At 66.3% G+C, this 24421-nt stretch carries 22 protein-coding genes and 1 riboswitch; of the genes, 13 read left to right on the top strand and 9 right to left on the bottom strand.

Going from position 1 to position 24421, the window contains the following annotated elements; genetic code table 11:
* Positions 1–16 precede the first annotated feature (16 nt).
* The 4 genes from CEY05_RS24450 to CEY05_RS24435 all read right to left on the bottom strand — a co-directional run bounded on the left by CEY05_RS24450 (position 17) and on the right by CEY05_RS24435 (position 4293).
* Positions 17–907: a cytochrome c oxidase assembly protein gene (locus CEY05_RS24450; protein ID WP_369825987.1), complete on the bottom strand. Its 891-nt coding sequence runs from the start codon at positions 905–907 to the stop codon at positions 17–19.
* A 137-nt stretch (positions 908–1044) separates the two neighbouring features.
* Entirely contained in the window at positions 1045–2214 is a 1170-nt protein-coding gene (locus CEY05_RS24445; RefSeq protein WP_233161698.1) for a porin, read from the bottom strand.
* Positions 2215–2306: 92 nt separating this feature from the next.
* Entirely contained in the window at positions 2307–2642 is a 336-nt protein-coding gene (locus tag CEY05_RS24440) for a hypothetical protein (protein WP_088599884.1), read from the bottom strand.
* A 640-nt stretch (positions 2643–3282) separates the two neighbouring features.
* Positions 3283–4293: a sodium:calcium antiporter gene (locus CEY05_RS24435; protein WP_088599883.1), complete on the bottom strand. Its 1011-nt coding sequence runs from the start codon at positions 4291–4293 to the stop codon at positions 3283–3285.
* Between the two features lie 8 nt (positions 4294–4301).
* Positions 4302–4516, bottom strand: a riboswitch (yybP-ykoY riboswitch).
* A 93-nt stretch (positions 4517–4609) separates the two neighbouring features.
* Here CEY05_RS24435 and CEY05_RS24430 point away from each other — a divergent pair.
* Positions 4610–5959 carry an aminopeptidase P N-terminal domain-containing protein gene (locus tag CEY05_RS24430; protein WP_088599882.1) on the top strand — a complete coding sequence of 450 codons (1350 nt, stop codon included), beginning with the start codon at positions 4610–4612 and terminating at the stop codon, positions 5957–5959.
* 165 nt (positions 5960–6124) lie between these two features.
* Here CEY05_RS24430 and CEY05_RS24425 read toward each other — a convergent pair whose 3' ends face one another.
* On the bottom strand, positions 6125–6574 hold the full coding sequence (locus CEY05_RS24425) for a TM2 domain-containing protein (protein ID WP_088599881.1): 450 nt from the start codon (positions 6572–6574) through the stop codon (positions 6125–6127).
* A gap of 36 nt (positions 6575–6610) precedes the next feature.
* Here CEY05_RS24425 and CEY05_RS24420 point away from each other — a divergent pair, with 36 nt between their 5' ends.
* The 11 genes from CEY05_RS24420 to ruvA all read left to right on the top strand — a co-directional run bounded on the left by CEY05_RS24420 (position 6611) and on the right by ruvA (position 16987).
* The gene (locus CEY05_RS24420) at positions 6611–7981 is read left to right on the top strand and encodes an FAD-dependent monooxygenase (protein WP_233161697.1); all 1371 of its coding nucleotides are present in this window, start codon (positions 6611–6613) and stop codon (positions 7979–7981) included.
* Positions 7982–8130: 149 nt separating this feature from the next.
* Complete coding sequence (gene dusB, locus CEY05_RS24415; protein WP_088599880.1) at positions 8131–9156, top strand: tRNA dihydrouridine synthase DusB; 1026 nt, start codon at positions 8131–8133, stop codon at positions 9154–9156.
* Between the two features lie 47 nt (positions 9157–9203).
* On the top strand, positions 9204–9443 hold the full coding sequence (locus tag CEY05_RS24410; RefSeq protein ID WP_088599925.1) for a helix-turn-helix domain-containing protein: 240 nt from the start codon (positions 9204–9206) through the stop codon (positions 9441–9443).
* 62 nt (positions 9444–9505) lie between these two features.
* On the top strand, positions 9506–11095 hold the full coding sequence (purH, locus tag CEY05_RS24405; protein ID WP_088599879.1) for a bifunctional phosphoribosylaminoimidazolecarboxamide formyltransferase/IMP cyclohydrolase: 1590 nt from the start codon (positions 9506–9508) through the stop codon (positions 11093–11095).
* Positions 11095–11640, top strand: coding sequence for a crossover junction endodeoxyribonuclease RuvC (ruvC, locus tag CEY05_RS24400; RefSeq protein ID WP_088599878.1), 546 nt, complete (start codon positions 11095–11097; stop codon positions 11638–11640). Before purH ends, ruvC begins: the two co-directional genes overlap by 1 nt.
* Positions 11641–11905: 265 nt before the next feature.
* Complete coding sequence (locus tag CEY05_RS24395) at positions 11906–12769, top strand: STAS domain-containing protein (protein ID WP_088599877.1); 864 nt, start codon at positions 11906–11908, stop codon at positions 12767–12769.
* A 4-nt stretch (positions 12770–12773) separates the two neighbouring features.
* Entirely contained in the window at positions 12774–13160 is a 387-nt protein-coding gene (locus CEY05_RS24390) for an STAS domain-containing protein (RefSeq protein ID WP_088599876.1), read from the top strand.
* The gene (locus CEY05_RS24385) at positions 13160–13573 is read left to right on the top strand and encodes an anti-sigma regulatory factor (protein ID WP_088599875.1); all 414 of its coding nucleotides are present in this window, start codon (positions 13160–13162) and stop codon (positions 13571–13573) included. The genes CEY05_RS24390 and CEY05_RS24385 overlap by 1 nt, the downstream gene beginning before the upstream one ends.
* Positions 13558–14571 carry a SpoIIE family protein phosphatase gene (locus CEY05_RS24380; protein ID WP_088599874.1) on the top strand — a complete coding sequence of 338 codons (1014 nt, stop codon included), beginning with the start codon at positions 13558–13560 and terminating at the stop codon, positions 14569–14571. Before CEY05_RS24385 ends, CEY05_RS24380 begins: the two co-directional genes overlap by 16 nt.
* On the top strand, positions 14568–16265 hold the full coding sequence (locus CEY05_RS24375) for an ATP-binding protein (protein WP_088599873.1): 1698 nt from the start codon (positions 14568–14570) through the stop codon (positions 16263–16265). Before CEY05_RS24380 ends, CEY05_RS24375 begins: the two co-directional genes overlap by 4 nt.
* A 149-nt stretch (positions 16266–16414) precedes the next feature.
* Positions 16415–16987: a Holliday junction branch migration protein RuvA gene (gene ruvA / locus CEY05_RS24370; RefSeq protein WP_088599872.1), complete on the top strand. Its 573-nt coding sequence runs from the start codon at positions 16415–16417 to the stop codon at positions 16985–16987.
* A 76-nt stretch (positions 16988–17063) separates the two neighbouring features.
* Here the strand turns inward: ruvA and CEY05_RS24365 are convergent, their stop codons facing one another.
* Positions 17064–17993: a complex I NDUFA9 subunit family protein gene (locus CEY05_RS24365; RefSeq protein ID WP_088599871.1), complete on the bottom strand. Its 930-nt coding sequence runs from the start codon at positions 17991–17993 to the stop codon at positions 17064–17066.
* A 110-nt stretch (positions 17994–18103) separates the two neighbouring features.
* Complete coding sequence (locus CEY05_RS24360; protein WP_088599870.1) at positions 18104–19069, bottom strand: threo-3-hydroxy-L-aspartate ammonia-lyase; 966 nt, start codon at positions 19067–19069, stop codon at positions 18104–18106.
* 194 nt (positions 19070–19263) lie between these two features.
* On the opposite strand from CEY05_RS24360, the gene ruvB reads away from it, so the two are divergent.
* Positions 19264–20331 carry a Holliday junction branch migration DNA helicase RuvB gene (ruvB, locus tag CEY05_RS24355; protein ID WP_088599869.1) on the top strand — a complete coding sequence of 356 codons (1068 nt, stop codon included), beginning with the start codon at positions 19264–19266 and terminating at the stop codon, positions 20329–20331.
* 177 nt (positions 20332–20508) lie between these two features.
* Here ruvB and recQ read toward each other — a convergent pair whose 3' ends face one another.
* A complete protein-coding gene (gene recQ / locus CEY05_RS24350; RefSeq protein WP_088599868.1) occupies positions 20509–22332 on the bottom strand; it encodes a DNA helicase RecQ in 1824 nt (607 codons plus the stop codon).
* Between the two features lie 146 nt (positions 22333–22478).
* The gene (locus CEY05_RS24345) at positions 22479–24047 is read right to left on the bottom strand and encodes a fimbrial protein (protein ID WP_088599867.1); all 1569 of its coding nucleotides are present in this window, start codon (positions 24045–24047) and stop codon (positions 22479–22481) included.
* Positions 24048–24421: the final 374 nt, after the last annotated feature.

Raw genomic sequence — 24421 nt, 5'->3', positions numbered from 1 at the left:
CCCCTGGATCCAAAGATCACGCGCCCGCCGGGCGCGTTGTCTTTTTCCCCGCCGGCGTAGTCGCGGGGCGGCGTTTGCGCTGTGGCAGGCGATGCTTGCCGGACAGGCGCATGAGGGTGCCCAGCGCGACCAGCAAGCCGACCACCTCGACCAGCGCGGCGGGGATCCACATGGTCAGGCCGCCTATGCTCTGGTCCATCAGGGCCGGCATGGCGATGGCGCGGCCGCACAGTTCGAACAAGGGATAGAGGTCGCGTTCGGTCAAGGCGATATAGGCACCCGCCACCATCTGCGGCGCCATCGTGAATATGGGCGACAGCACGCGCCCGCCCGGCGACATGGCGGCCGGCGGACTGGGCCGGCGGTCCAGCACCAGGTTCCAGTAGAGGAATCCGCTCACCACCACGGACCAGTTCATCAGGCGGTAGAGCCGCCAGTCCAGCATGGAATAGAACTGCACCGTCGGCAGCAGCCACACCAGCACCAGGAGCACGAACAGCACGGGAACCAGGTATTTGTTGGTGAGGATGCCGATGAGCAGGCGCCCCGCCGCGCCGGCGTTGAAGCGGCGCAAGGCGCTGCGCCAGGCCAGCGGCAGGCCGGCGCGCATGGCCGATCCGGGAAACGCGCCCATCAGCAGCAGGGGACCCAGGTGATGCAGCACGAGGTGTTGGGCGCGATGGATGAAGAACATCCGCTCGGCGTAGTAGTCCAGGCGGGTGTGCAGGGACAGGTAGAGCAGGATCCAGCCGGTCCAGAACAGGGCCTTGCGTGCGCCGGTGACGTTGTGGGTACGCCCGCCGCGCACGAACAGGTACGCGGAGGCCAGGAACAGGACCACCAATGTGGGGGAAAACTCCCAGGGCACCAGCCAAAGGAGCCAGTCGGGCCAGTCCAACGATTCCATGACGATCCTTGCCGATCGGGCCACGAACGGCCGCCCAGGTTCGACGGCCCGTCGCCGGGCCGCGACACGCGCCCCGTTGGGGGGTGATTGTAGACCGGGCGCCGTTGCGCTGGGCGCCGTTGCGGCGGCCGCCCGGCTCAGAACCGGTGCTGCATGCCCACCATCACTCGGGAGGTGTGCGCACCGTCCTGATCGAACTGCTGATTCAGCGTGTAGTTCGAGGCATAGCCCACGAAGCCGTACAGCGTGGTGCGTGGCGACAGCGGATGGATATAACCCAGCGTACCCAACTGGGCGCTTTGGGCCCGCTGCCCGTCTCCCCAGGTCCACGACGGCCGCGTCGGCGACCACTGCAGCACGATGCTGTCCTGGCCCACCGGCACGGTCACGCCCAGGAACCAGGCGTCCGCATGGCCGCCGTCGACGAAGGCCCGCGGTCCCACCGCCACGCCCAGGTCGTCCGGGTCACTGCCGTCCAGGCCGACATAGCCATGGCTTTGCCGCGTCCACCCCACCGCCACCTTGACGACCTCGAAGTCGTAGGCCACGCCCAACTGCACCGCACGCGGCTGCGCCTGCGTACCGATGGTATTGCCCAGCCGCATCTGATCCCACGTGGCCACCGCCAGCCATGGCCCCTGCTCGTACTTGAGACCGGCACTGAAGGCCCGGTTGTTGGCGCTGGCCGTATAGCCGTCCGGCTTCGCCGCGTCGAACGAATAGCCCAGGCCCAGCGTCCAGCCGGCGACCGCTGGCGACACGTAGTTCACCATGTTGTCGAACTGGAAATTGTCGGACGCCTTGAACGTGGCACCCAGTCCCATGTCTTTCCAGCCGCCCTGCTCCAGCTGATTGCCGAAGGCCTGGCCGATGGTGTATTGCCTACCGAAGGTCAGGCGCCCGTAGTCGTCATGGGCGAAACCCACCCAGGACTGATAGTTGAACAGCCGGCCGTCCTGGTCGTCGATCTGGCCGTTGCTGGGATTGAAGCCGGTCTCCAGCTGGAACAGCGCGCGCCAGCCCGAGCCCAGGTCGTCCTGTCCCCGCAGGCCCCAGACGGAATCGGCCAACCCGCCATTGATCAGGCCATTGCGCGTGCCGGTGCCCGACACATGGGTGCTGCCTACCCCAAGGTCGATGAGGCCGTACATGGTGACGACGGCGCTATCGGCGGCGGCGTTTTCACCGCTTCTTTCGCCGCTGTTTTCGGCGCAATGGGCGGGTGCCGCCATGACGCCGGTGAGCAGCGTACAGCTGGCAGCCGAGGCAAAAAAAACCGCTCCGTGCATAAACGGAGCGATGGTCATTGCGGACTTCCGCGCTGCTGGTTTGAACGGCATCGAACGTCTGAAGATGAACAACTCGGCGGCTTCGGAGGTCGCCGCCGATGTGCCTGGCATCATGCAACGGCGGCGCGCTGGTCTCCGAAACGTACGGAACGGATTGCCGGATTGTCGCTCAGTTGCCTGGCCTGTGTCATGAGAACATTCCGCATATTTGGCGGGCAATTCACCGTAATGCAAGCCGACGCCATGGCCTTGTCGCGGCCTTGGTCCACCTGCATCTGGGCCACGCTCAGGCCGGCCGCCTTGAAGTCCAGGCAAATCTGCTTGCGCACGGCACTGAGTGCCTCGCGGGCACAGACCACGGTCAACCTTGAACTCGCGCGCCTGTCAGCCAACGCCGCCGGTCGATCGACACCGGCACGCCGAAGAAACAAGTCGAATACACGCATAATGACCTCCTCGCACGAGCGGGATGGCATACGTCAATAACCAGCCTGACCAGCCTGACCAGCCTGGTGAGTGTCACGCACGCGCAAGATGGAACATGCGAGCGAGAGCACAGGCGGGCAAAGCGGGAACTCAGGCGGAATGGCGCGGGAAGAATATCGTCGCGAGATGAAGATTGGCGGCACGCAACAAACTGCGTACGACCTCGCGAAGAACTTTAGACACCGCACCCTGCAAGAACAGGGCGCGGCAGAGGTGAATCTGCGTAAACCCTGTCAGGCAGCGACGCCGACACTAGGTCGACTACTACTGTCGCCGGAATCGGTATTCACGTAGCAACCCCTGGATATGAAGAAGTCACCAGTCTACTCGGGTTTGCCCTGAGGAACAAGGACAAAGCGCCGCAAAAGCGTGAGAAAACAAGGTTCTACAACAGGTGACACGATGCACGGCAACGGGGACGTCTTCCGTTGGGGCGATGAATCGTTTTAGTTGGGGGCTCCACCCCCAAACGCCCCTGCGCCGGATTCGCACGGGGCGCCGCGGGCGCGCCGTGCCTACGCTCGTCACGCGCAGGGGGGATTTGGGGATCCCCCAAAAAAATGAAACCTTCGCCTTCCGTCAGGAAGGCGAAACAATGCATCAAACATGCAGGTGCCAGCCGACATAGCCGGCGAACAGGGCGTACAGGCCGCCCACCGCCGACAATGCCCGCAGGTTCATGCTCTCGCGGCGGAAGCGCAGCCATAGCAGGCCGATCGACAGCATGGTGCACAGGCCGGCGACCAAAAGCGTGTCGTCCAGCAGCCAGGGCGTCATCATGATCCCCATGGCGCTGGGGATCGTCGCCTGGATCATCATGGCGCCGGAAATATTGGCCAGGGCCAGCCTTTCCTTGCCCTGCCGCACCCAGATCAAGGCATTCATGATCTCCGGCAGCTCGGTGGCCACGGGCGCCAGCAGCAATGCCGCCACATGGGGCGTCAGGCCCAGGATCTGGCCGATGTCCTCGATCTGCGCCACGAAAACGCGCGACGCGCCGGCGATCACCGCCAGGGCCAGCAAAGTCTGCAGAAAGGCCCAACCCAGGCTGGGCCGCTCGTCACGCGGACGCAGCTTGAGCGGCTCAAGATCCTCGGCGGCGGCCGCTTCGTCATCGGCCAGCAATTCACGCCGCACATACAGGCCATAGGCCGCCAGGAAGGCAAAGCCCAACCACGGCTTCCAGGCAAATGCCACCAGGCCGATACCCAGCTTGAAGACGAAGATGCCCATGAACCAGCCCTGGTCGCGAGCCAGCTTGCGCTGGTCCGCGTTCATACAGGTCACGCACTCTGCCGCGGGCTGGCGCCGGCGCTGCCGCATCAGGCCAAGGCCGACCACCGCGTACGCCACCGTGGCCAGCACCAGCGGACCTCCCATGGCGGCACCCACGCCGATGTCCTTGTGTTCCGGAGTACCGCCGAAGGCCACGGCCATGAAGGTGACGGCGCTTTCAGGCAAGGCCGTGCCGAAGGCCGCCAGCACGGTGCCGACGGCGGTTGCGCCGAGGTCCAGGCGCTGCCCGACCCACTCGACACCATTGACGAAATACTCGCAGGCCACATAGATGATGGCAGCGGCGGCAAAAAACAGCAGTAGCGTGGAAAACATGGAAATACAACAGCCGGACGAGCGGATTACCTGAGGCGCGACGACGCGGCTCGCCCGGCTGGGTAGCGCGTCGTGGCCAAAGGTCTCGCCTGGCTGGGCCGGCCGGTGCAGGAGAAAAACCCGCGACGGATGGCTGCCGTTTACGCCATGGGGTCCTGGACCACCAAGTATGTTGACGCAAACTCCTTGGGGATAAGGATGGCTACTCCCCAATGAACACGGCGCGGATTGTATCAGCGCGATGTGACACATCCGTGGAAAAAAGCAGATAAAGTTAACTCCACTCCTTTTTCGAGCGTCTTCGGACGCCCACGACATGAGCCTACCTCCCGTCGATCTCACGCCCCACATCGAACGGCGCCAGCGCCTGCAGGCCTATATGCGGTCGCTCGGCGGCGGCATCGCCGTGCTGTCGACCGCACCTGAAGCCGTGCGTAGCCGCGACTCGGAATTTCCCTATCGCTTCGACAGCGACTTCTTCTACCTCACCGGCTTCACCGAGCCGGAAGCCTGGCTGGTGGTGCTGGCGGGCGAGCGTGACGCCAGCATCCTGTTCTGCCGCGAACGCCACGAGGAACAGGAAACCTGGACCGGCCACCGCTTCGGTCCGGAAGCCGCCGCGGCGCGCTTCGGCTTCGACGACGCCTATGCCGTGGAGCGCCTGGACGAACTGTTGCCGGCGCTGCTGGCGAATCAACCCACGCTATTCGCGCCCTTGCAGGCAACCGGGCCCCAGGGTGAACGGCTGGCACGGGCGCTGGACGCGGCGCGCCAGCAGGGGCGTGGACAGCATCGGACGCCCACGCGGCAGATAGACCCGCGGCCGCGCCTGGCCGACATGCGCCTGGTCAAGGATCCCACGGAGATTGCCCTGATGCGGCGCGCGGCCCGCATCTCGGCGGGTGCCCATGCGCGCGCCATGCGCCACGTGCGCGCCGGCATGCATGAATATGAGATCGAGGCGGAGCTGCTGTATGAATTCCGCCGCCATGGCGCGCAGTCGGTGGCGTACAACAGCATCGTCGCCGCTGGTGCCAATGCCTGCACGCTGCACTATCCCGCTGGCGACGCCGTGCTGCGCGACGGCCAGTTGCTGCTGATCGACGCCGGCTGCGAATACGACGGCTACGCGGCGGACATCACCCGCACGTTTCCCGTCAATGGCCGCTACAGCGGGCCGCAGCGGGCGCTGTACGACCTGACGGTGGCGGCGCAGGACGCGGCCAGCGCCGCCATCCGGCCGGGCGCCAGCTTCAACGACGGCCATGAAGCCGCCGTGCGCGTGCTGGCGCAGGGCATGCTTGACGAAGGCTTGCTGGAGGGCTCGCTGGACGGGGCGCTGGAGTCCAAGAGCTACAACCGCTTCTATATGCATCGCACCGGGCATTGGCTGGGGCTGGATGTGCATGACGTCGGCGACTACCGGCAGGATGGTGGCGGTGATGACGTCGGCGCGGAGCGTCCCTGGCGCACGCTGGAGCCCGGCATGATCCTTACCGTCGAACCGGGCATCTATGTCCGCGCGGCGCCCGACGTGCCGGAGAAATTCTGGGATATCGGCATCCGCACCGAAGACGATGCGCTGGTGACGGCCGAGGGCTGCGAACTGATCACGCGCGGCGTGCCCGTGCATGCGGGAGAGATCGAGGCCTTGATGCGGGAATGAGGCGCGGCTCGGCGTAACGCTGGCGTACGTTGGCCTCGGGTAGGAATGTTTCATATCTCCCCTTGGGGGAGATATATATGGCCCATGTCGGATCAAAGCCAATGCTGCGCAGGGTTCGGGCACCTGATGGGACAAGGCCCGCATGCTGGTAGCTGCGGCCTCCGGCTACAGCACGTATCCGTCCAGCCATCCCAGCGCGGACCACACGTACACCACCACCATGGCGATGCCGAACATGGAGCAGATGGCGCCGACCAGGGTGGCGGCGATGGCCAGCAGCACTTCACGCCAACCGGTGCGGGACACGCGGCCCAGTCCCGGGTTGTAGGCCTGGTCGAATTTCTCGTCGCTGCGCAAACAGAACACGACGCTTTCGATGAAGCCGTCGATCATGGGAATGAACAGCAGGAAGAAGGCCGGATTGTCGTACCACACCGGGAACATGCGGGTGGCTGCCAGGCAGATCACCGCATACCCCGTCACCAAGGCTGCCCCGCGCCGCCCCAGATACCACCAGTGCGCGCCCAGGAATCCCAGCACCAGCGCCAGGGAGGCGGCCGCCACCTTGGTACGCGGACGGGGGCCAGGCACGGGAAGTGCAATCTCGTCGGTCATGCCTGGAGTGTAGAGCCGCAGCGCTAGAATCGCCACATGAGCAAACCCGATTTCTCCGGCGCCATCCTCGGTGCAGGCCCCGTGGGCTGTGCGCTGGCCTTGATGCTGGCGCGCCATGCCGCCGATCCATCGTCCATCCTGCTGGTGCGCGGCGCGCCCCCCGCCGCCGCTGCCCAGGGCGCCACGCCGGGAATCACGCCTGCCGCGGGCGCGACGTCCGCCCCAGGGTCGACGCCGGCATCCGCGCCCGGCAGCGTAACGCCCACAGGGCTTACGCCCTCTCCCAGCTCGGTGATCGCGCCGATTTCGTCGACCACCGCCAGCGCGCCCCTGGCCGCGCCCGCGGTGCCCGCCACGCCAGCTGGCACCGCGACGGCTGCCGCGCCGCCGGAGACCGACGCGCGCGTCCTGGCCATGAATCACGGCAGCCGCGTTCTGCTGGAATCACTGGGCGCCTGGCCCCGCAACGCCGCCGAGATCCGTACCATCCATGTCTCCCAGCGCGGCCGGCTGGGCCGCACGCTGATCCGCAACAGCGACTTCGACGTACCGCAACTGGGCGCCGTCGCGGCCTACCCCGCGCTGCATGCCGCGCTGATGCGCCAGGTGGAGCAGGCGGGCATCACCATCCGCACCCTGCCCGATGCCCGCATGACCAGCCAGGACGCCGATGGCGCAACCCTGACCGCCGGCGACGGCACCGTCCTGCGTTGCGGGGTGGCCGTGCGCTCGGACGGCGCCGGCGCCGACGACATCCGCCGGGACTACGGCCAGCACGCGGTGCTGGCCACGGTGCGCGCATCCTTGCCCCGCGACGGCTGGGCGTTCGAGCGCTTCACCCGGGAAGGTCCGCTGGCCCTCCTGCCGCATCCCGCCGCACCCGATACCTATGCCGTGGTCTGGTGCTGCGCGCCGGAACAGGCCCAGGGCCTGGCCGCGCTGGACCAGGTGGCGTTCTCCACGGCATTGACGCAAGCTTTCGGCGACCGCCTGGGAACACTGGCGTGCTGCGCCCCGCGCCATGTCTTTCCGCTGTTCCTCAGTGCCCGCCGGTCCCTGGTGGACGGCCGCGCCGTGGCGGTGGGCAATGCCGCGCAGACCTTGCACCCCGTTGCGGGCCAGGGTTTGAACCTTGGCCTGCGCGATGCCGCCCGCCTGGCCCAGTCGCTGGCGCCGTGGCTGGCCCGTCCCGCTTCCACGCCCACCGAGGCCCTGGCCGGCTTCGCCCGCGCCCGGCGCGACGATCGCTGGCTGACGGCCGGGTTGACCGATCTGATGCCGCGCGCGTTTTCCACCGGCGTGGCGGCACTGGAACATGCCGGCGGGCTGGCGCTGCTAAGCCTGGACTTGTTGCAGCCCCTGCGCGCGCCCTTGGCCCGGCACCTGTTGCAAGGCCTGCGCGCCTGATACGGCAGAGCAAGCTAACGCAACAGTCTGCGCGGCAAGCCGCGCAACGTCGCGCCTGCACAACTGGCGGGACCCGCCACACCTGCGGTTTCACCTGCTTTGACGCCATTCAATATGGGGCCGGATCGGGGCGGGTAAAATCCCCGCCCATGCGTATCGGCCCCTGGACTCTTCCCAATAATGTGCTGGTCGCGCCCATGGCGGGCGTGACGGACCGGCCATTCCGCCAGCTTTGCAAAAAGCTGGGCGCGGGCTATGCCGTTTCGGAAATGGCCGCCAGCAATCCCCGCCTGTGGGACAGCGTCAAGACCTCGCGCCGCCTGAACCACGAGGGTGAGATCGCCCCCGTGTCGGTGCAGATCGCCGGCGCGGACCCCGCCATGATGGCCGAGGCCGCCGTTTTCAACGCCTCCAAGGGCGCGCGCATCATCGACATCAATATGGGCTGTCCGGTCAAGAAGGTCTGCAATGTGGCGTCCGGCTCGGCGCTGCTGCGCCATGAAGACCTGATCGCCCGCATTCTCGACGCCGTGGTGCAGGCCTGTCGTCCGCTGGACGTGCCGGTGACGCTGAAGACCCGCACCGGCTGGGACCGCGAGCACCGCAACGCCTTGCGCATCGCCCGCCTGGCGCAGGACAGCGGCATCGCCGCCCTGACGCTGCATGGCCGTACCCGCGCCGACATGTACACCGGCCAGGCTGAATACGACACCATCCGCGAAGTCAAGGCCGCCGTGGCCATCCCGGTGATCGCCAATGGCGATATCGACAGTCCCGAGAAAGCCAGGCGCGTTCTCGACTACACTGGCGCCGACGCCGTCATGGTCGGCCGCGCGGCGCAGGGCCGTCCGTGGATTTTCCGCGAGATTGACTACTACCTTCGTACGGGGGCTAAACTGCCGCCCCCGACCTACGGCGAAATGCGCGACCTGCTGCTGGAACACCTGGACGACCATTACCGGTTCTACGGGGAGCATACCGGCGTTCGCACGGCGCGCAAGCACATCGGATGGTATATCGACGGCCTGCCTGGCGCCGATGACTTCCGCGCTCACATGAACCAGATCGACGGCACCGGCGCGCAGGCAAGCGCCGTGGCCAACTGGTTCGATCATTTCGCCCGCGACGACCGGCCCATCGAAGCCGCCGTCGAGCAAGCCTTGCTGGCGGCCTGATCGAACCCTATTCCGCCGTTTCACATAAACAAAAAAAGTTGTGCATGATGAGTAAAAAAGATGTCCTGGAAGAATGCGTGCGCGCCAGCCTGGAGCGCTACTTCGAAGACCTGGGCGATTCCGAGCCCCACGACATGTGGGAAATGGTGATGCGCTGCGTCGAACGTCCGGTCCTCGAAGTGGCGCTGGAACGCGCCGGCGGCAATCAGTCGCGCGCCTCCGAAATGCTGGGCATCACGCGCAATACGCTGCGCAAGAAGCTGCTTGCGCATAACATCCAGGTCTGAAAAGCTTTCCCCACTATCCCTGAAACGGATCCGCCGCGGCCCGCCGCGCGTCCCGCCCGCCCATGAAAATCGAAACCGCCCTGCTTTCGGTCTCCGACAAGACCGGTATTGTTGAATTCGCCCGTGCCCTCGCCACGCGTGGCGTGCGCCTGCTGTCCACCGGCGGCACCGCGAAGTTGCTGGCCGAGGCCGGCCTGACCGTGACCGAAGTGGCGGCACACACCGGTTCGCCGGAAATCCTCGACGGCCGCGTCAAGACGCTGCATCCGAAGATCCACGGCGGCCTGCTGGCGCGCCGCGACAGCGCGGAGCACCTGGATACCATCGCCAAGCACGGCATCGACCGCATCGACATGCTGGTGGTCAATCTGTATCCCTTCCGCGAAACGGTGGCCAAGCCCGACTGTACCTTTGCCGACGCGGTGGAAAACATCGACATTGGCGGTCCGGCGATGCTGCGCGCGGCCGCCAAGAACCACGGCACTGAAGCCGGCGGCGTGACGGTGGTGATTGATCCCGCCGACTACCCGCGCGTGCTGGCCGAGCTGGACGCCCAGGGCAGTACGTCCTATGCGCTGCGCCTGAACCTGGCCACCAAGGTCTACGCCCACACGGCCTCCTATGACGGCGCCATCGCCGCCTACCTGAGCAGCCTGACCGAAGCCGCCCCGGAACAGGACGCCACCCCCGCCCGCAAGGAGTGGCCCGACACGCTGACCATCCAGGTCAAGCAGGAACAGGCCCTGCGCTACGGCGAGAACCCGCACCAGACCGCGGCCTTCTACGTCGACGCGCAACGCCAGGCCGGCCTGCTGGGCAACTACCGCCAGTTGCAGGGCAAGGAACTGTCCTACAACAACATCGCCGACGCCGATGCGGCGTGGGAATGCGTGCGCAGCTTCGACAGCGCCGCGTGCGTCATCGTCAAGCATGCCAATCCCTGCGGCGTGGCCGTGGCGGCGCATGCGCTGGACGCCTATCGCCAGGCGTTCAAGACCGACCCGACTTCGGCCTTTGGCGGCATCATCGCTTTCAACCGCCCGGTCGACCTGGCCACCGCGGAAGCCGTCAGCGAACAATTCATGGAAGTGCTGCTGGCCCCCGCCTATGACGGCGCCGCGCTGGCGCACCTGGCCAAGAAGAAGAACGTGCGCGTACTGGAAGTGCCCACCGGCGTCGGCCAGAATGCCTTCGACGTCAAGCGCGTGGGCGGCGGCTGGCTGGTGCAGTCGCCCGATACCGGCAGCCTGACCCAGGCGGACCTGAAGGTCGTCACCAAGAAGCAGCCCACCGAACAGCAATTGAAGGATTTGCTGTTCGCCTGGAAGGTGGCCAAGTACGTCAAGTCCAACGCCATCGTCTTCTGCGCCGATGGCATGACCCTGGGCGTCGGCGCCGGCCAGATGAGCCGTATCGACTCCGCCCGCATTGCCTCGATCAAGGCCGAAAACGCCGGCCTGTCGCTGCAAGGTTCCGCCGTGGCGTCCGATGCCTTCTTCCCCTTCCGCGATGGCCTGGATGTGGTCGTGGCGGCGGGCGCCGGCTGCGTCATCCAACCCGGTGGCAGCGTGCGTGACGACGAAGTCATCGCCGCCGCGGACGAGCATGGCATCGCCATGGTCCTGACCGGCATGCGCCACTTCCGCCACTGATGCGCATCCTCGGCGTCGATCCCGGCCTGCGCCGCACTGGCTTCGGCGTTATCGACTCCGATGGCGCGCGCCTGCGCTATGTCGCCAGCGGCACCATCGTCGTGCCGCCGGCCGACGCGCTGGCGCAGCGCCTGAAGGTGATCCTGGACAACCTGCGCGAAGTGGTGCGGGACACGCAGCCCGACGTGGCCGCGCTGGAAATCGTCTTCCTCAATACCAACCCTTCCTCCACCCTGCTGCTGGGACAGGCGCGCGGCGCCGCGCTGTGCGCGCTGGCCGACTGCGGGCTGGACGTGCACGAGTACACGGCACTGCAGATCAAGAAGTCGGTGGTGGGCACCGGCCGCGCCGCCAAGGAGCAGGTGCAGGCGATGGTGCAGCATCTGCTGGCACTCGATGGCCTGCCGGCGCCGGACTCCGCCGACGCCCTGGCCTGCGCCATTTCCCACGCCCACGTCGGGCCGCTGGCGGATCGGCTCTTAGTGATGAGCAAGAAACCCAAAGGTGGGCGCATGCGGTTGCGCGGCGGTCGGCTGGCCGTCTGACAGGACATCGCCAGACCGCCGATGGAGAGAATGGCGGTTGCCCATCAACCTCCTGCCGGGTTGCACCTCCTTCGGATCACAAATAGAGACGGATTACCAAGACGTGCAACAACATTCGCGGTATCCTCTTGCTCACTTTTGCGAGCCACGGGCGGGCGTGCGATCTGATCCTTGCTCAACTCACTTGCCTTTTAATTCGCTGACGGTGCGCGTGTATTCCCGCACGCCGCCGGCTAATCAGTCTTAGACCATCTTGGAGCCAGTTGTGAGCGAATCCGGCACTATCTCCGCCGTCATCAAAGAAAACCAGCAAGACATTCTCAAGGAGTGGCTGGATCTGCAGGTCTCCGCCTCGAACAGCAAGGGTCTGATCAAGGAATCGGAGCTGCGTGCGCAGTCCGCCAACTTCCTCGCGTCGTTCACCGCCGCTACCGGCGATGGCATGGACGCCAAGCTCGCCGGCACCAACTGGGATGAGGTGCGCGCCTTCCTGGCCACCCTGTCGCGCAATCGTGCTCTGCAGGGCTTCTCGCCTACGGAAACGGCGACGTTCGTGTTCTCGCTCAAGAAACCTATCATCAATATCTTGCGCAAGACGCATGGCAAGGACTCCGGTCGGCTGGTCGACGAGATCTGGAATTTGACGCTGGCCCTGGACGCACTGGGCCTGTACACCATTGAGCAATACCAGAAGGGCCGTGAGCAGGTGATTCAGCGCCAGCAGCAAGAACTGCTGGACCTGTCCACGCCGGTGGTGCAGCTTTGGCAGGGCATCCTGGCGCTGCCGCTGATCGGCACGCTGGACAGCGAGCGCACCCAGACCGTGATGGAAAGCCTGCTGGAAGGCATCGTCGAGCAGGAAGCCACCATCGCGATCATCGACATTACCGGTGTGCCGACCGTAGATACCCTGGTTGCGCAGCACTTGCTGAAGACCGTGGCCGCCGCCCGCCTGATGGGCGCGGAGTGCATCATCAGCGGTATTCGTCCGCAAATCGCTCAGACGATCGTGCACCTGGGCGTGGAACTGGGCGACGTCGTCACCAAGTCCACCTTGGCCGAAGCGCTGCGGGTGGCCCTGCGCAAGCGCAACCTCATGATCACCTCGGCGGCGGGGGCCAAGGGCTAAGCGCATGGATCGTATCCCCATCCTTCGTCTGCAGAACTATCTGCTGGTGACCATCCAGGTCGAGTTGCACGACGAATTAGCCGTGACACTGCAGGATGACCTGACGGCGACGCTGTCGCGCACCCATGCCCGCGGCGTGCTGATCGACATCTCTGCCCTTGAGATCGTCGATTCTTTCATTGGCCGCACGCTGGCGCACATCGCATCGATGGCGCGCGTGATGGACGCCAACACGGTCGTGGTCGGCATGCGGCCAGCCGTCGCCATCACCCTGGTTGAACTCGGCATGACGCTCACCGGCATCAATACCGCGCTGAACGTCGACAAGGGCATGGAACTGTTGCGTACCCTCCAATTGGACGGCGAAGGCTCCCAGACGGATGATGCTTGATGACCGGCCCCCGGCAAGCCATCCTGGAGTTGAGCACCCAGGACCAACTGGCGATCGCTCGACGCACGGTACAGGAATGGGCTACGACCGTAGGGTTCGGCACACTGGATCGCACCAAGATCGTCACCGCGGCCAGTGAGATAGGCCGCAACACGCTGGTACACGGCGGCGGCGGGCGCATGACCATCACTGAAGTCACCAACGAAAATTTTCAACAAGGCCTGCGCCTGGTCTTCGAGGATCAGGGACCCGGCATCCCGGACATCGACCGCGCCTTGACCGATGGCTACACCACGGCCAAGAGTATGGGCCTGGGTTTTGGCGGCGCCAAACGCCTGGTCAATGAATTCGATGTCCACTCGGAGCCGGGACAAGGCACTACCGTCACGCTGACCCAATGGAAACGCCGCTAGCCGTCGACGACCCCAGCCAGGTGGCGGAGGCGCGGCGTCATGCCGTGCTTGTCGCGCAGACGCATGGCTTTTCGGAAGAGTTGAGCGCCAAGGCGGCGCTCATCGTGACCGAAGCCGCCACCAACCTCGTCAAGTACGGCGGCGGCGGCACCATCCTGACCCGGCCCTATGCCGAGATCGACCACACCGGTCTTGAAATCCTGGCGTTGGACCGAGGTCCCGGCATGAGCCAACTGGAAGCCAGCGAGCAAGACGGCCACTCCACCGGCGGCAGCCTGGGCCTGGGCCTGGGCGGGATCGCGCGCACGTCCTCATTCCATGAAATTTATACGGGTGAAAGGTTGGGCACCGCCGTCCTTGCCCGCCTGCGCAGCGACCATGCCGTGGAACCCGCCGGACGGCCGCGGCAGTGGCTCACCGTAGGTGGCATTTCCACCCCCAAGATCGGCCAGGAAGCCTGTGGTGACGCTTACGCCACGCGTTGGGTGAGCGGCGCGCTTTGGGTGACGGTGGTGGACGGGCTGGGCCACGGCCCCCAGGCGGCCCGTGCCGCGCATGAAGCCTTGCGTGTATTCGAGGCGGCCGATGCCGATGCCACGCCTTACGACGTCATCCGCGCGGCGCATACCGCGCTGAAAGCCACGCGCGGCGCCGTGATGGCGGTAGCGGTGATCCGGCCTGTCCTGGGCAACTTCGAATTCGCCGGTGTCGGCAATATTTCCACGGTACTGATCACGCCGGATGACCTGCGCCGCCTGCCGTCCACCGACGGCACGGTGGGCTATAGCGTCCGCACCATTCGGGAACAATCCTATCCCTGGCAGCCGGGATCAATCCTTGCTTTGAGCACGGACGGTCTGTCCACTCGCTGGAATCTGGCCGGGCATACCGGCTTGCAGCGGCGTCATCCGGCGCTCATCGCCGGTGTGCTGCATCGAGACTTTTCCCGCGGCAACGACGACGCCACCATTGTGGTCGTGAAGGACGAACAGGCATGATCCATAGATTGCTGACGGCGCGCATAGAGAACGACCAGGCCCTAGTCCGGGTGCGCGACCGTACGCGCCAGGTCGGCGACGTATTCGGCATGGATAATCTGCAACGTACCCGCCTGATCACCGCGGTATCCGAAATCGCCCGTAACGCGGTGCAGCATGCGGGTGGCGGCCAGATCGAATTCTTCTTCCGCGAGGAAAGCGAGAACGCCCCGCAAGCCCTCATCGTCCGTATCAGCGACGGAGGCCCCGGCATGAACGTCGCCGCCCTGCCGGCCGACGGGCAACGCCCCAACGGCAAGACGATGCTCGGCATCGCCGGCAGCCGGCGGCTGGTGGACCATTTCGATATCGAGTCCACCCCGGGTAAGGGAACCCGGGTCGCCCTGGAAATGCAGCGCAGCCACACGCAGCCCATCATCGGTCGTGCGGAACTGGCGCCGCTGATGGAGCAGATGGCGCGCCGCAAGGCGCAGACGCCGGTCGAGGAACTGGAACAGCAGAACCGCGAAATGCTGCTCACGCTGGAAGAATTGCGCCTGCGCCAGACCGAGCTGGAAAAAGCCGATGAACGCAAGGATGAGTTCCTGGCCATGCTGGCGCATGAGCTACGCAATCCCCTGTCGGCGATAGGCACGGCACTGGAATTGCTCAAGCGCAAACGCAACGCCAGCGAGACCGACTTCCAGCGCCTCGGCGACCTGATGACCCGCCAGACCGCGCAATTGACGCGGCTGGTCAACGACCTGCTGGACGTGTCGCGGGTGACGCGTGGCAAGATCGACTTGACGCTGACTCCCGTGCTGCTGACGGACCTGATCGATCATGCTCTGGAAAGCACCCACGGCATCATCACCGCCAGGCATCACACGCTGGCGTACACGCCGCCCGTCGACGCAATGTGGATCTGCGCCGACAATCTGCGCTTTCGCCAGATCCTCGGCAATCTGCTGCACAACGCCGCGCGCTACACGCCGGAACACGGACGCATCACCATCCGCGTGTCGCGTGAAGGCCAACGAGTCGCCATCGCTGTGGAGGACAACGGCATCGGCATCGGCGCCGACATGCTGCCGCGTGTTTTCGACCTTTTCGCCCAAGCCGACACCAACCTCAGCCGCCAGGATACCGGACTGGGCATAGGGCTGACGCTGGTACAGCGCCTGCTGAAATTGCACCGTGGCAGCGTCGAAGTCCACAGCGAGGGCTTAGGCAAGGGCAGTCGTTTCACCGTGTATATGCCGCTGCTCGAAGCCGACGCCGTGGCCGACACGCCGCAGGCCGAGCTGGCGCACGACGCGACGCGGCCGGTGCCGCGCCAGCCTGCGCAGCACAGATCCGGCTCGCGCATTCTGCTTATCGACGACAACGTCGATGCCGTGCATACCCTGCGCCAGTTGCTGGAAGACGGGGGCCATGTCGTGGCCGAGGCACATACCGGTGAGCGTGGACTGGCGGTGGCGGAATTGTTCACGCCCAGTGTGGTGGTGATCGACATTGGTCTGCCAGGTATCGACGGCTTCCAGGTGGCACAGGAGATCCGCGCGCAACCATCCACTTCGGCCAGCCTGCTGGTGGCCCTGTCCGGCTATACCTCGGACGCCATGCGGCAACGCGGCCGCGAGGCCGGCTTCGACCGTTACCTGACCAAGCCGGCGGATATCGATGCGCTGGAAGAAATGATCAGGGATCGTTGAGATGCCGGTCGCGGGATCCTCATGCCCGCTGCCCGGCGCCCGGCTGCTCGCCGCCCGGATGCTCGGCATCCGCCAACGGTAGAATGCTTCCCTGATTCCGGCTCGCGTCCGCGGACCGTTCCCCTTCTCTCTTCGCGTGTACCCGCATCATGATCGGAAGACTTACCGGCACCCTGGTCGAAAAAACGCCGCCGACGATATGCATCGACGTCAACGGCGTCGGCTACGAAGTCGACGTGCCCATGAGCACGCTTTACGCCCTGCCTGAACTGGGCGCGCGCGTCAGCCTGCACATTCACCTGACCGTGCGCGAGGACGCGCACCTGCTGTATGGCTTCGCCACGCCGGCCGAACGCGTCACGTTCCGCCAATTGATCAAGGTCAGCGGCATCGGTGCGCGCATTGCGCTGGCGGTGCTGTCGGGCATGTCGGTGGCGGACCTGGCGCAAGCCGTCACGCTGCAGGAATCGGGCCGCTTGACCCGGGTGCCGGGCATAGGCAAGAAGACCGCCGAAAGGTTGCTGCTGGAATTGCGCGGCAAGCTGGGCGCCGACCTGGGCGCCGGCGTGCAAGCCGTGCCGGACAGCCAGTCCGATATCCTCAACGCCTTGCTGGCGCTGGGCTATTCGGAAAAGGAATCCCTGTCCGCGCTGAAGGCCCTGCCGGCCGGCGTCGATGTGTCGGAAGGGATACGCCAGGCCCTGAAAGCGCTGGCAAGATAGGAGCGCGTGCGAAGGCCGCGCGCCCGGATCCAGGTCGCGATCCTGATCCGGACCCGCCCCCGAAGGGCCGCCTGCCCTAGAAATACACGCCCAGACCGCGTCCCAGATACCCCGGCACCACGGCGTCCATCGATGCAGGTACCACACCAAGCTCGGGCGCCATCGGTTCGGACGCGACATTGTCCACGCGCAGGCTGTCCAGGTTGTCGGGCGACATCAGCGGCGTGCCCGGCAGCATGGACAACATGCCTGCCTGCAGGCGCCCCAGGCCGTCCGGCATGGCGCACACCAGGCGCGGATGGCCGCTCCAGCGCGCGCACAAACCGGCGACTTCCTCCAGCGTATAGACCTGCGGCCCCGCCAGTTCGTAGACCTTGCCCGCGGCGTGCGAAGTACCGAGCATGGCGACGATGGCAGCCGCCACGTCCTGCACATGCACCGGTTGCAGGCGCGACCGTGCGCCGGCCAGCGGCAGCACCGGGAAGCGCCGCGCCAGCCGCGCGAACAGATTGGTGAAATTGTCGTCGGCGCCGAAAATCACGGACGGCCGTACCAGTGTCCAGGCCGGATCGGTGTCGGCCCAGACCTGGCGCACCGCTGCCTCGCCATCGCCCTTGGAGCGCAGATACATGCTGGGGCCGGCGCTATCGGCGCCCAGCGCACTCATCTGCACGAAGCGCCGCACACCATGGCGCCGGCAACTGGCGGCGACGCGCTGCGGCAAGGTGACGTGGGCGCGGGCGAATGCCGCGCCATAAGGCTTGCCGCGATCGCCATGCAGGATGCCGATCAGATTGACCACGGCGTCGCAACCCTGCACCAGGCGATCCAGCGAGGCGTCGTCGTGGATGTCGGCCTGGAACAGCGTAACCGTGGGCAGCACCAGCAGATCGCGGCCATGCGAGTAGCCCCGCGTCGGCACCCGCAGCGCATGGCCGGCCTTGGCCAGCGCCGCCGCCAGGTGTCGGCCCACAAATCCGGTACCGCCCAGAATCAGGATACGCATCGTCGCTCCGTCAGTACGTGTAGAAGGGTTCGGCCAAATTCAAAAGCCAACGCGGCATCCTGCATTCGTATCTCGGCCGGGACGAGCAAGGCAGATGCCCGGCGCGGCAATCAGCTTTCCAGGAATGCCCCGTACGCCTTCAAGTCCACATTTCCGCCGCTGATGATGACGCCGACACGTGCACCGGCGACGGGATGCACTTTTTGCAAAACGGCGGCGGCGGCCAGGCAGCCGGTCGGCTCCACCACCATCTTCATGCGTTCGGCGAAAAACTTCATGGTCGCCACCAGCTGGGCATCGCTGACCGTGAGGATATCCTTGACCTTGTCCTGGATGATGGGAAACGTCAACTCGCCCAGATGGGTGGTCAAGGCGCCATCGGCAATGGATTTGGGCGTGGGAATCGGGATGATCCTGCCCGCGCGCAGGGACTGCTGGCCGTCGTTGCCGGCCTCGGGTTCGACGCCGTAGACCTGGCACGACGGGCTCAGCGCCGCGGCCGACAGTGCGGAACCGCCCAGCAGCCCGCCGCCGCCCAGGCACACGAACAGGTAATCCAGGTCGCCCACTTCCTCGAACAGTTCCTTGGCGGCGGTGCCCTGGCCGGCGATGACGTCGGCATGGTCGTAGGGCGGAATCAGGGTAGCACCGGTCTCGGCCTGCAGGCGCTTGGCGACGGTCTCCCGATCTTCCGTGTAGCGGTCATACGTCACGACGGTGCCGCCGTAGCCTTCGGTGGCGGCGCGCTTGGCGGCGGGCGCGTCCAGCGGCATGATGATGGTGGCTTTCACGCCCTGCAGCCTGGACGCCAGGGCGATCGCCTGGGCGTGGTTGCCGGAGGAAAACGTCACCACGCCGCGGGCGCGCTGTTCGGGCGTCAGCCTGGCGATGGCGTTGTAGCCGCCGCGGAACTTGAAAGCGCCCATGCGCTGGTAGTTTTCGGCCTTGAAGAACACTTGGGCCCCGGCAATGGCGTCGGCGGTGGTGGACGTCAGCACCGGCGTGCGGTGGGCGACTCCCTGCAACCGCTCGCTGGCGGCAACGACGTCATCGAAAGTGGGCAAAGCGGTCGACATGGCGATTTCCTGGATAAGGCAAGCGGTGGCAAGCGCGTCGGGCGGGCGGCGCGAGAAAGAATGTCCCGGCACGCGGCGGCATCACCGGGGGGCGGCGCGCGGACACGGCATGATAGTCCACCCTGGACGCCGCCGGAACCTCTCCCATCTCTTCCCGGGTGGTACGATTGGACGGCCTTCCACCTGCACGAACCATGGCCATCCAGTCCGATTCCCTCAGCTCCCGTCCCGACGCCGCCCGCCTGGTTGCGCCGCAACCCGTTTCGCCCAATGAAGAGTCGGTCGAACGCGCCTTGCGGCCGAAGATCCTGCAGGACTACGTCGGCCAGGCGCGTGCGCGCGAACAGCTGGAAATCTTCATCGCCGCCGCCCGCCAGCGCAATGAGTCGCTGGACCATGTGCTGCTGTTCGGCCCGCCCGGGCTGGGCAAGACCACGCTGGCGCACATCATCGCGCATGAGATGGGCGTGCAGTTGCGCCAGACCTCGGGGCCGGTGCTGGAGCGTCCGGGCGACCTGGCGGCGCTGCTGACCAATCTGGAAAAGAACGACGTCCTGTTCATCGATGAGATCCATCGCCTGTCGCCGGTGGTGGAGGAAATCCTCTATCCCGCGCTGGAAGACTTCCAGATAGACATCCTGATCGGCGAAGGCCCGGCCGCGCGTAGCGTCAAGCTGGACCTGCAGCCCTTCACGCTGGTGGGCGCCACCACGCGCGCCGGCATGCTGACCAATCCGCTGCGCGATCGCTTCGGCATCGTGTCGCGGCTGGAGTTCTATAGCGCGGAAGATCTGGCGCGCATCGTCACGCGCAGCGCGTCGCTGCTGCAGGCCACCATCACGCCGGATGGCGCCAACGAAGTGGCGCGCCGGGCCCGTGGTACGCCGCGTATCGCCAATCGGCTGTTGCGCCGGGTGCGGGATTATGCGGAGGTGAAGGCCAAGGGGCTCATCGACGGCAAGGTGGCGGGTAGCGCGCTGGCCATGCTGGAGGTGGATCCGCAGGGGCTGGACCTGATGGACCGCAAGCTGCTCGAAGCCATCGTGCACAAGTTCGACGGCGGCCCGGTGGGCGTCGACAGCCTGGCCGCCGCGATCGGCGAGGAACGCGACACCATCGAGGATGTGATCGAGCCCTATCTGATCCAGCACGGTTACCTGCAGCGCACATCGCGCGGGCGCATGGCCACGCAGACCACATGGCGGCACCTGGGATTGGCCCCACCCGCCGGCACGTCCGCGTCGACAGGCGATCTGTTCTGATGGTGCCGAGCGCCAACGCTTGAAGAATTAAATGGGCCCCCAAACGGGGGCCCATTTTTTGGGACTGGTTTTTTGGCCCGAATTTGGCGTCCTGGCCACCTCAACGACGGTGTGTCCGCCAAGGCTTGACGCCACACTTTGGAGTGCGGCGCCACTAGTAAAAACAATTCCCCAGCATCAACCGGAATGCGCCGCGACCCTTTCCAGGATATCTTCCCCGTACGCTTCCAGCTTACGCGCCCCCACGCCGCTGATATGGCCCAGCGCCTCCAGCGAGTCAGGTTCCGACAGCGCGATCTCGCGCAAGGTGGCGTCGTGGAAGATCACATACGCAGGCACGCCGTGCTCGCGTGCCACTTCGCCGCGCCAGGTCCGCAGATCCTCGAACAAGCCCTGCGCGGACGCCGGCAGATCGACGGCCTGGGGCTTGGCCCGCGTGCCGCGCGACGCCTTCGCCGCCTTGGGCGACTCGCGCCGCAGCATCAGCTGGTACTCACCCTTGAGCACGGCCCGGCTGCCCTCCGTCAGGGCCAGCGTACCGAAGCCGTCATGGTCGACCTGCAGCAGGCCCTTGGCCAATAGCTGCCGCAACACCCCGCGCCACGCCGACTCCGACACGTCCGCGCCGATGCCGAACACGGACAGGCTTTCATGCCCGTACTGCGCCACGCGATCGGTGGACTTGCCGCGCAGGATGTCGATGATGTGGCCGGCGCCGTAGCGCTGGCCCCGTTCCTTGGCCAGGCGATACACCGCGGACAGCACCTTCTGCGCCGCCACCGTCCCGTCCCAGGCTTCGGGCGGTTCCAGGCAGACATCGCAATTACCGCAAGCGGTGATGGTCTGGCCGAAATAATTCAGCAGGCGCACGCGCCGGCATTCAACGGTTTCGCACAAGCCCAGCATGGCATCCAGATGCTGGCCCAGCCGTCGCTTGAAGGTTTCATCCCCCTGCGACTCGTCGATCATGCGGCGCTGCTGCACCACGTCCTGCAAACCATAGGCCAGCCACGCCGAAGCCGGCAGGCCGTCACGGCCGCCGCGGCCGGTTTCCTGGTAATAGCCTTCCACCGACTTCGGCAGATCGATGTGGGCGACGAAGCGCACGTCCGGCTTGTCGATGCCCATGCCGAAGGCGATGGTGGCAACCATGACGATGCCGTCCTCGCGCAGGAAACGCGCCTGGTTCTCCGCGCGCACTTGCGGGCTGAGGCCGGCGTGATACGGCAAGGCGTTGATGCCCTGGTTGCTGAGGAATTCCGCCGTTTCCTCCACGCGGGCGCGCGACAGCGCGTACACCACGCCGGCATCGCCCATGTGTTCGGCTCGGATGAACGCCAGCAGTTGCTTGCGCACCTCGTTTTTTTCGACGATGCGGTAGCGGATGTTGGGACGATCGAAACTGGCGACGAAATGCTCGGCCTCGTCCAGGTTCAGGCGCTCGGCGATCTCGGTGCGCGTATGGTCGGTGGCGGTGGCCGTCAGTGCGATACGCGGCACGTCGGGCCAGCGTTCGTGCAGCACCGACAGCTTGATGTATTCCGGGCGGAAATCGTGGCCCCATTGGGAGACGCAGTGCGCCTCGTCGATGGCGAACAGGGCGATGCGGCCGCGATCGAGCAGTTCCTGGCAACGCTCGGTGAGCAAGCGCTCGGGCGCTACGTAGAGCAAGTCCAGTTCACCGTTGACGAAAGCCTGTTCGACCTCGCGCGCCTCGCGCCAGTCCTGCGTGGAATTCAGGAAGGCCGCGCGCACGCCCAGTTCGGTCAGCGCATCGACCTGGTCCTGCATCAACGCGATCAGCGGCGACACCACCACGCCGGTGCCCGCGCGCACCAGCGAGGGCACCTGATAACAGAGCGACTTGCCGCCGCCGGTAGGCATAAGCACCAGCGCGTCGCCGCCGCCGATCACGTGATCGACGATGGCCTGCTGGTCGCCGCGAAACGATTCATAGCCGAACACGCGCCGCAGCACTTCCAGAGCGCGCGGGTCAGACATGGGAAAAAGCCGGGAGCATCATGGGGGGCATTCTAATGGATGCGGGGAGGACGCGGCTTTGCCGGCGCGCAAAACGGTCCCTTGGGCCAGGCGGGCGGCAGCCAGGAGCCGCCAATGAGAATTCGCCGGCCCGTGGCCGTTGCGGCTTAGCGCCCAAGCGGCAAGGACAGGTTCATGTTGACGGCGTAGTCCCCGCTGATGACGTCGCGGTCGGCGCCGACGGCCAGGCGGACATTGGGAGCCAGCAGCATGCTTTGCGACAGGCCGAAGTGGCGTTCGGCCAGGACGCCGCCCGCTTCGTGAACACCGTAATAGGTGCCGGTGAACGTGCCCCAGCTGCCCATGGGCAGGCCGGCCGACAAGGTATTGCGTGACTGCCGGGTGTCGATGGGGCCGGTCGAGTACGTGGACAGGTCGTTGTAGCCGGCCTGGGTCTGCTCGTTGGCATAGCCCAGCGTGACACCGGACCAGACGTCGACCTTGTAACCCAGCCGATAGCGCCAGCTGTCCGATTCGACATAGCGGCTTTGCGTGGCGCCGGCGTTCAGCGTGCCCCATTGGCCGATCGAATAGGTCGATCCCAGGCCGGTCGCGCTGAGGGCGCGCGCGCTTTGTGCCTGGCCTTCGACCGTCCAGTCCTTGGTCACGCCGTAACGCAGCGCGCTGGAGCCCGCCGCCGCGCCGTAGTTGATGCCACCCTGGGTGGCGGTGGTATCGGTGTAGTCCAGGTGGCCGAACATGGACGAATAGCCGAACTTGCCCTCCGCCACGGGGGCGTCGGCGGCGGACGTCAGGTTGGAGAAGCCGAAACCGCCTATGGTGGCGGCGCTGCCCCAGCCGGGGGTATAGGTCGATTGCGTCCCCAGCGACAGGGACGGGCCATCGACGGTGCGGTAGGTGAGGCTGCGTTCGCCCTCTTCCATGCCGCCCACCGTGGAGATGCCGGAGAACCAGCGCTTGGGAGCGCCCAGGGGGCGTGCGTATTTCACCTTGCTGGGGGTGCCCGGGGGAGGCGGCACGTAGTTCAAGGCGTAGTCGGGGTCGTTCATGACCATCAGGTCGTCGGGCAGCTTGCCGGCATCGGCCACGGCGTCCGTGCGGCATTGCACCGCGCTGGCGATCGGGGCGGCTGCCAGGTCGGCAGGCTTGGCGGCCAGGCCCGGGTCGGGCCGGCCCAGCACTGCGGCCAATGGATCGTCAACGGCGCCGGCGGCGTCAGCGGTCGGCTGCGTCGAGGCGGCGTTGGGCGTGGTGGATGATCCTGCCGCGCTGGATGTTCCTGCCGCGGTGGACGTTCCTGCCGCGCTGGACGTTCCTGCCGCGCTGGACGTTCCCGCTGCACCGGCCGCTCCGGATGCGCCCAGCCCGGGCGTTCCGGCGGCGCCGGAGGTGCCGGGGGTGCCGGGCGCGCCCGCTGAGCCAGGTGCCACGGTGATCCGGCCGCTGCCGTCCCCCGCGCCATTGACTGCGGCGTTCACCGATTCCGTTGTGGCATCGGCGCCGGGCGCGCAGGGTGGCAGCTCGGCCGTGAGCATCACCGAGGTGCCGATCTGGACGGGCAGAGGCTGAGCGGGGGCCAGGTTGCCGATACTGGCGGCGGCAGCGCGCGGCTGCGCCGCTCCGGCAAGGGCGGGCACGGCCAGGGCCAAGCCGCCGGCCAGGCAAGCCAGCCGCGTGCGCAGGAAACGGCCAGGTGCGTACGCAGGGAGGGACATAGTGGAAGTTACAAGCAAGAACGGCATGACAGCTTGCACAGCAAACGGATGCGCGGCAACGCTGGGCAAACCGGGATTTTAGGCTGCCTATTGCACTGCGGAAATGTCTGTACCCGGAATGTCAGAAACAAACCATGACGATGTCGCCCTCACGCCACCACGATGCTCCGGCCCCCCCGCCCGCACCCACCGAACACCGGCCTCGGTTGCCCAGGCCCGGGCCCGGGCTAGGCTAGGCTGGGCTGGGCTGGACTGGGCTGGGCTGGGCCGGGGCCGGGGGCCGGGGGCCGGGGCCGGGGGCCGGGGCCGGGGCCGGGGGCTGAGCCGGGCCGGGGGCTGAGCCGGGCCGGGGCTGAGCCGGGCCGGGGCCGAGG

It is taken from the genome of Achromobacter sp. HZ34, assembly GCF_002209485.1.
In the GTDB taxonomy this organism is placed as follows: domain Bacteria; phylum Pseudomonadota; class Gammaproteobacteria; order Burkholderiales; family Burkholderiaceae_B; genus Bordetella_C.
Note: the sequence above shows the minus strand (reverse complement) of the source record. Positions and strands in the feature narration are given on the sequence as shown.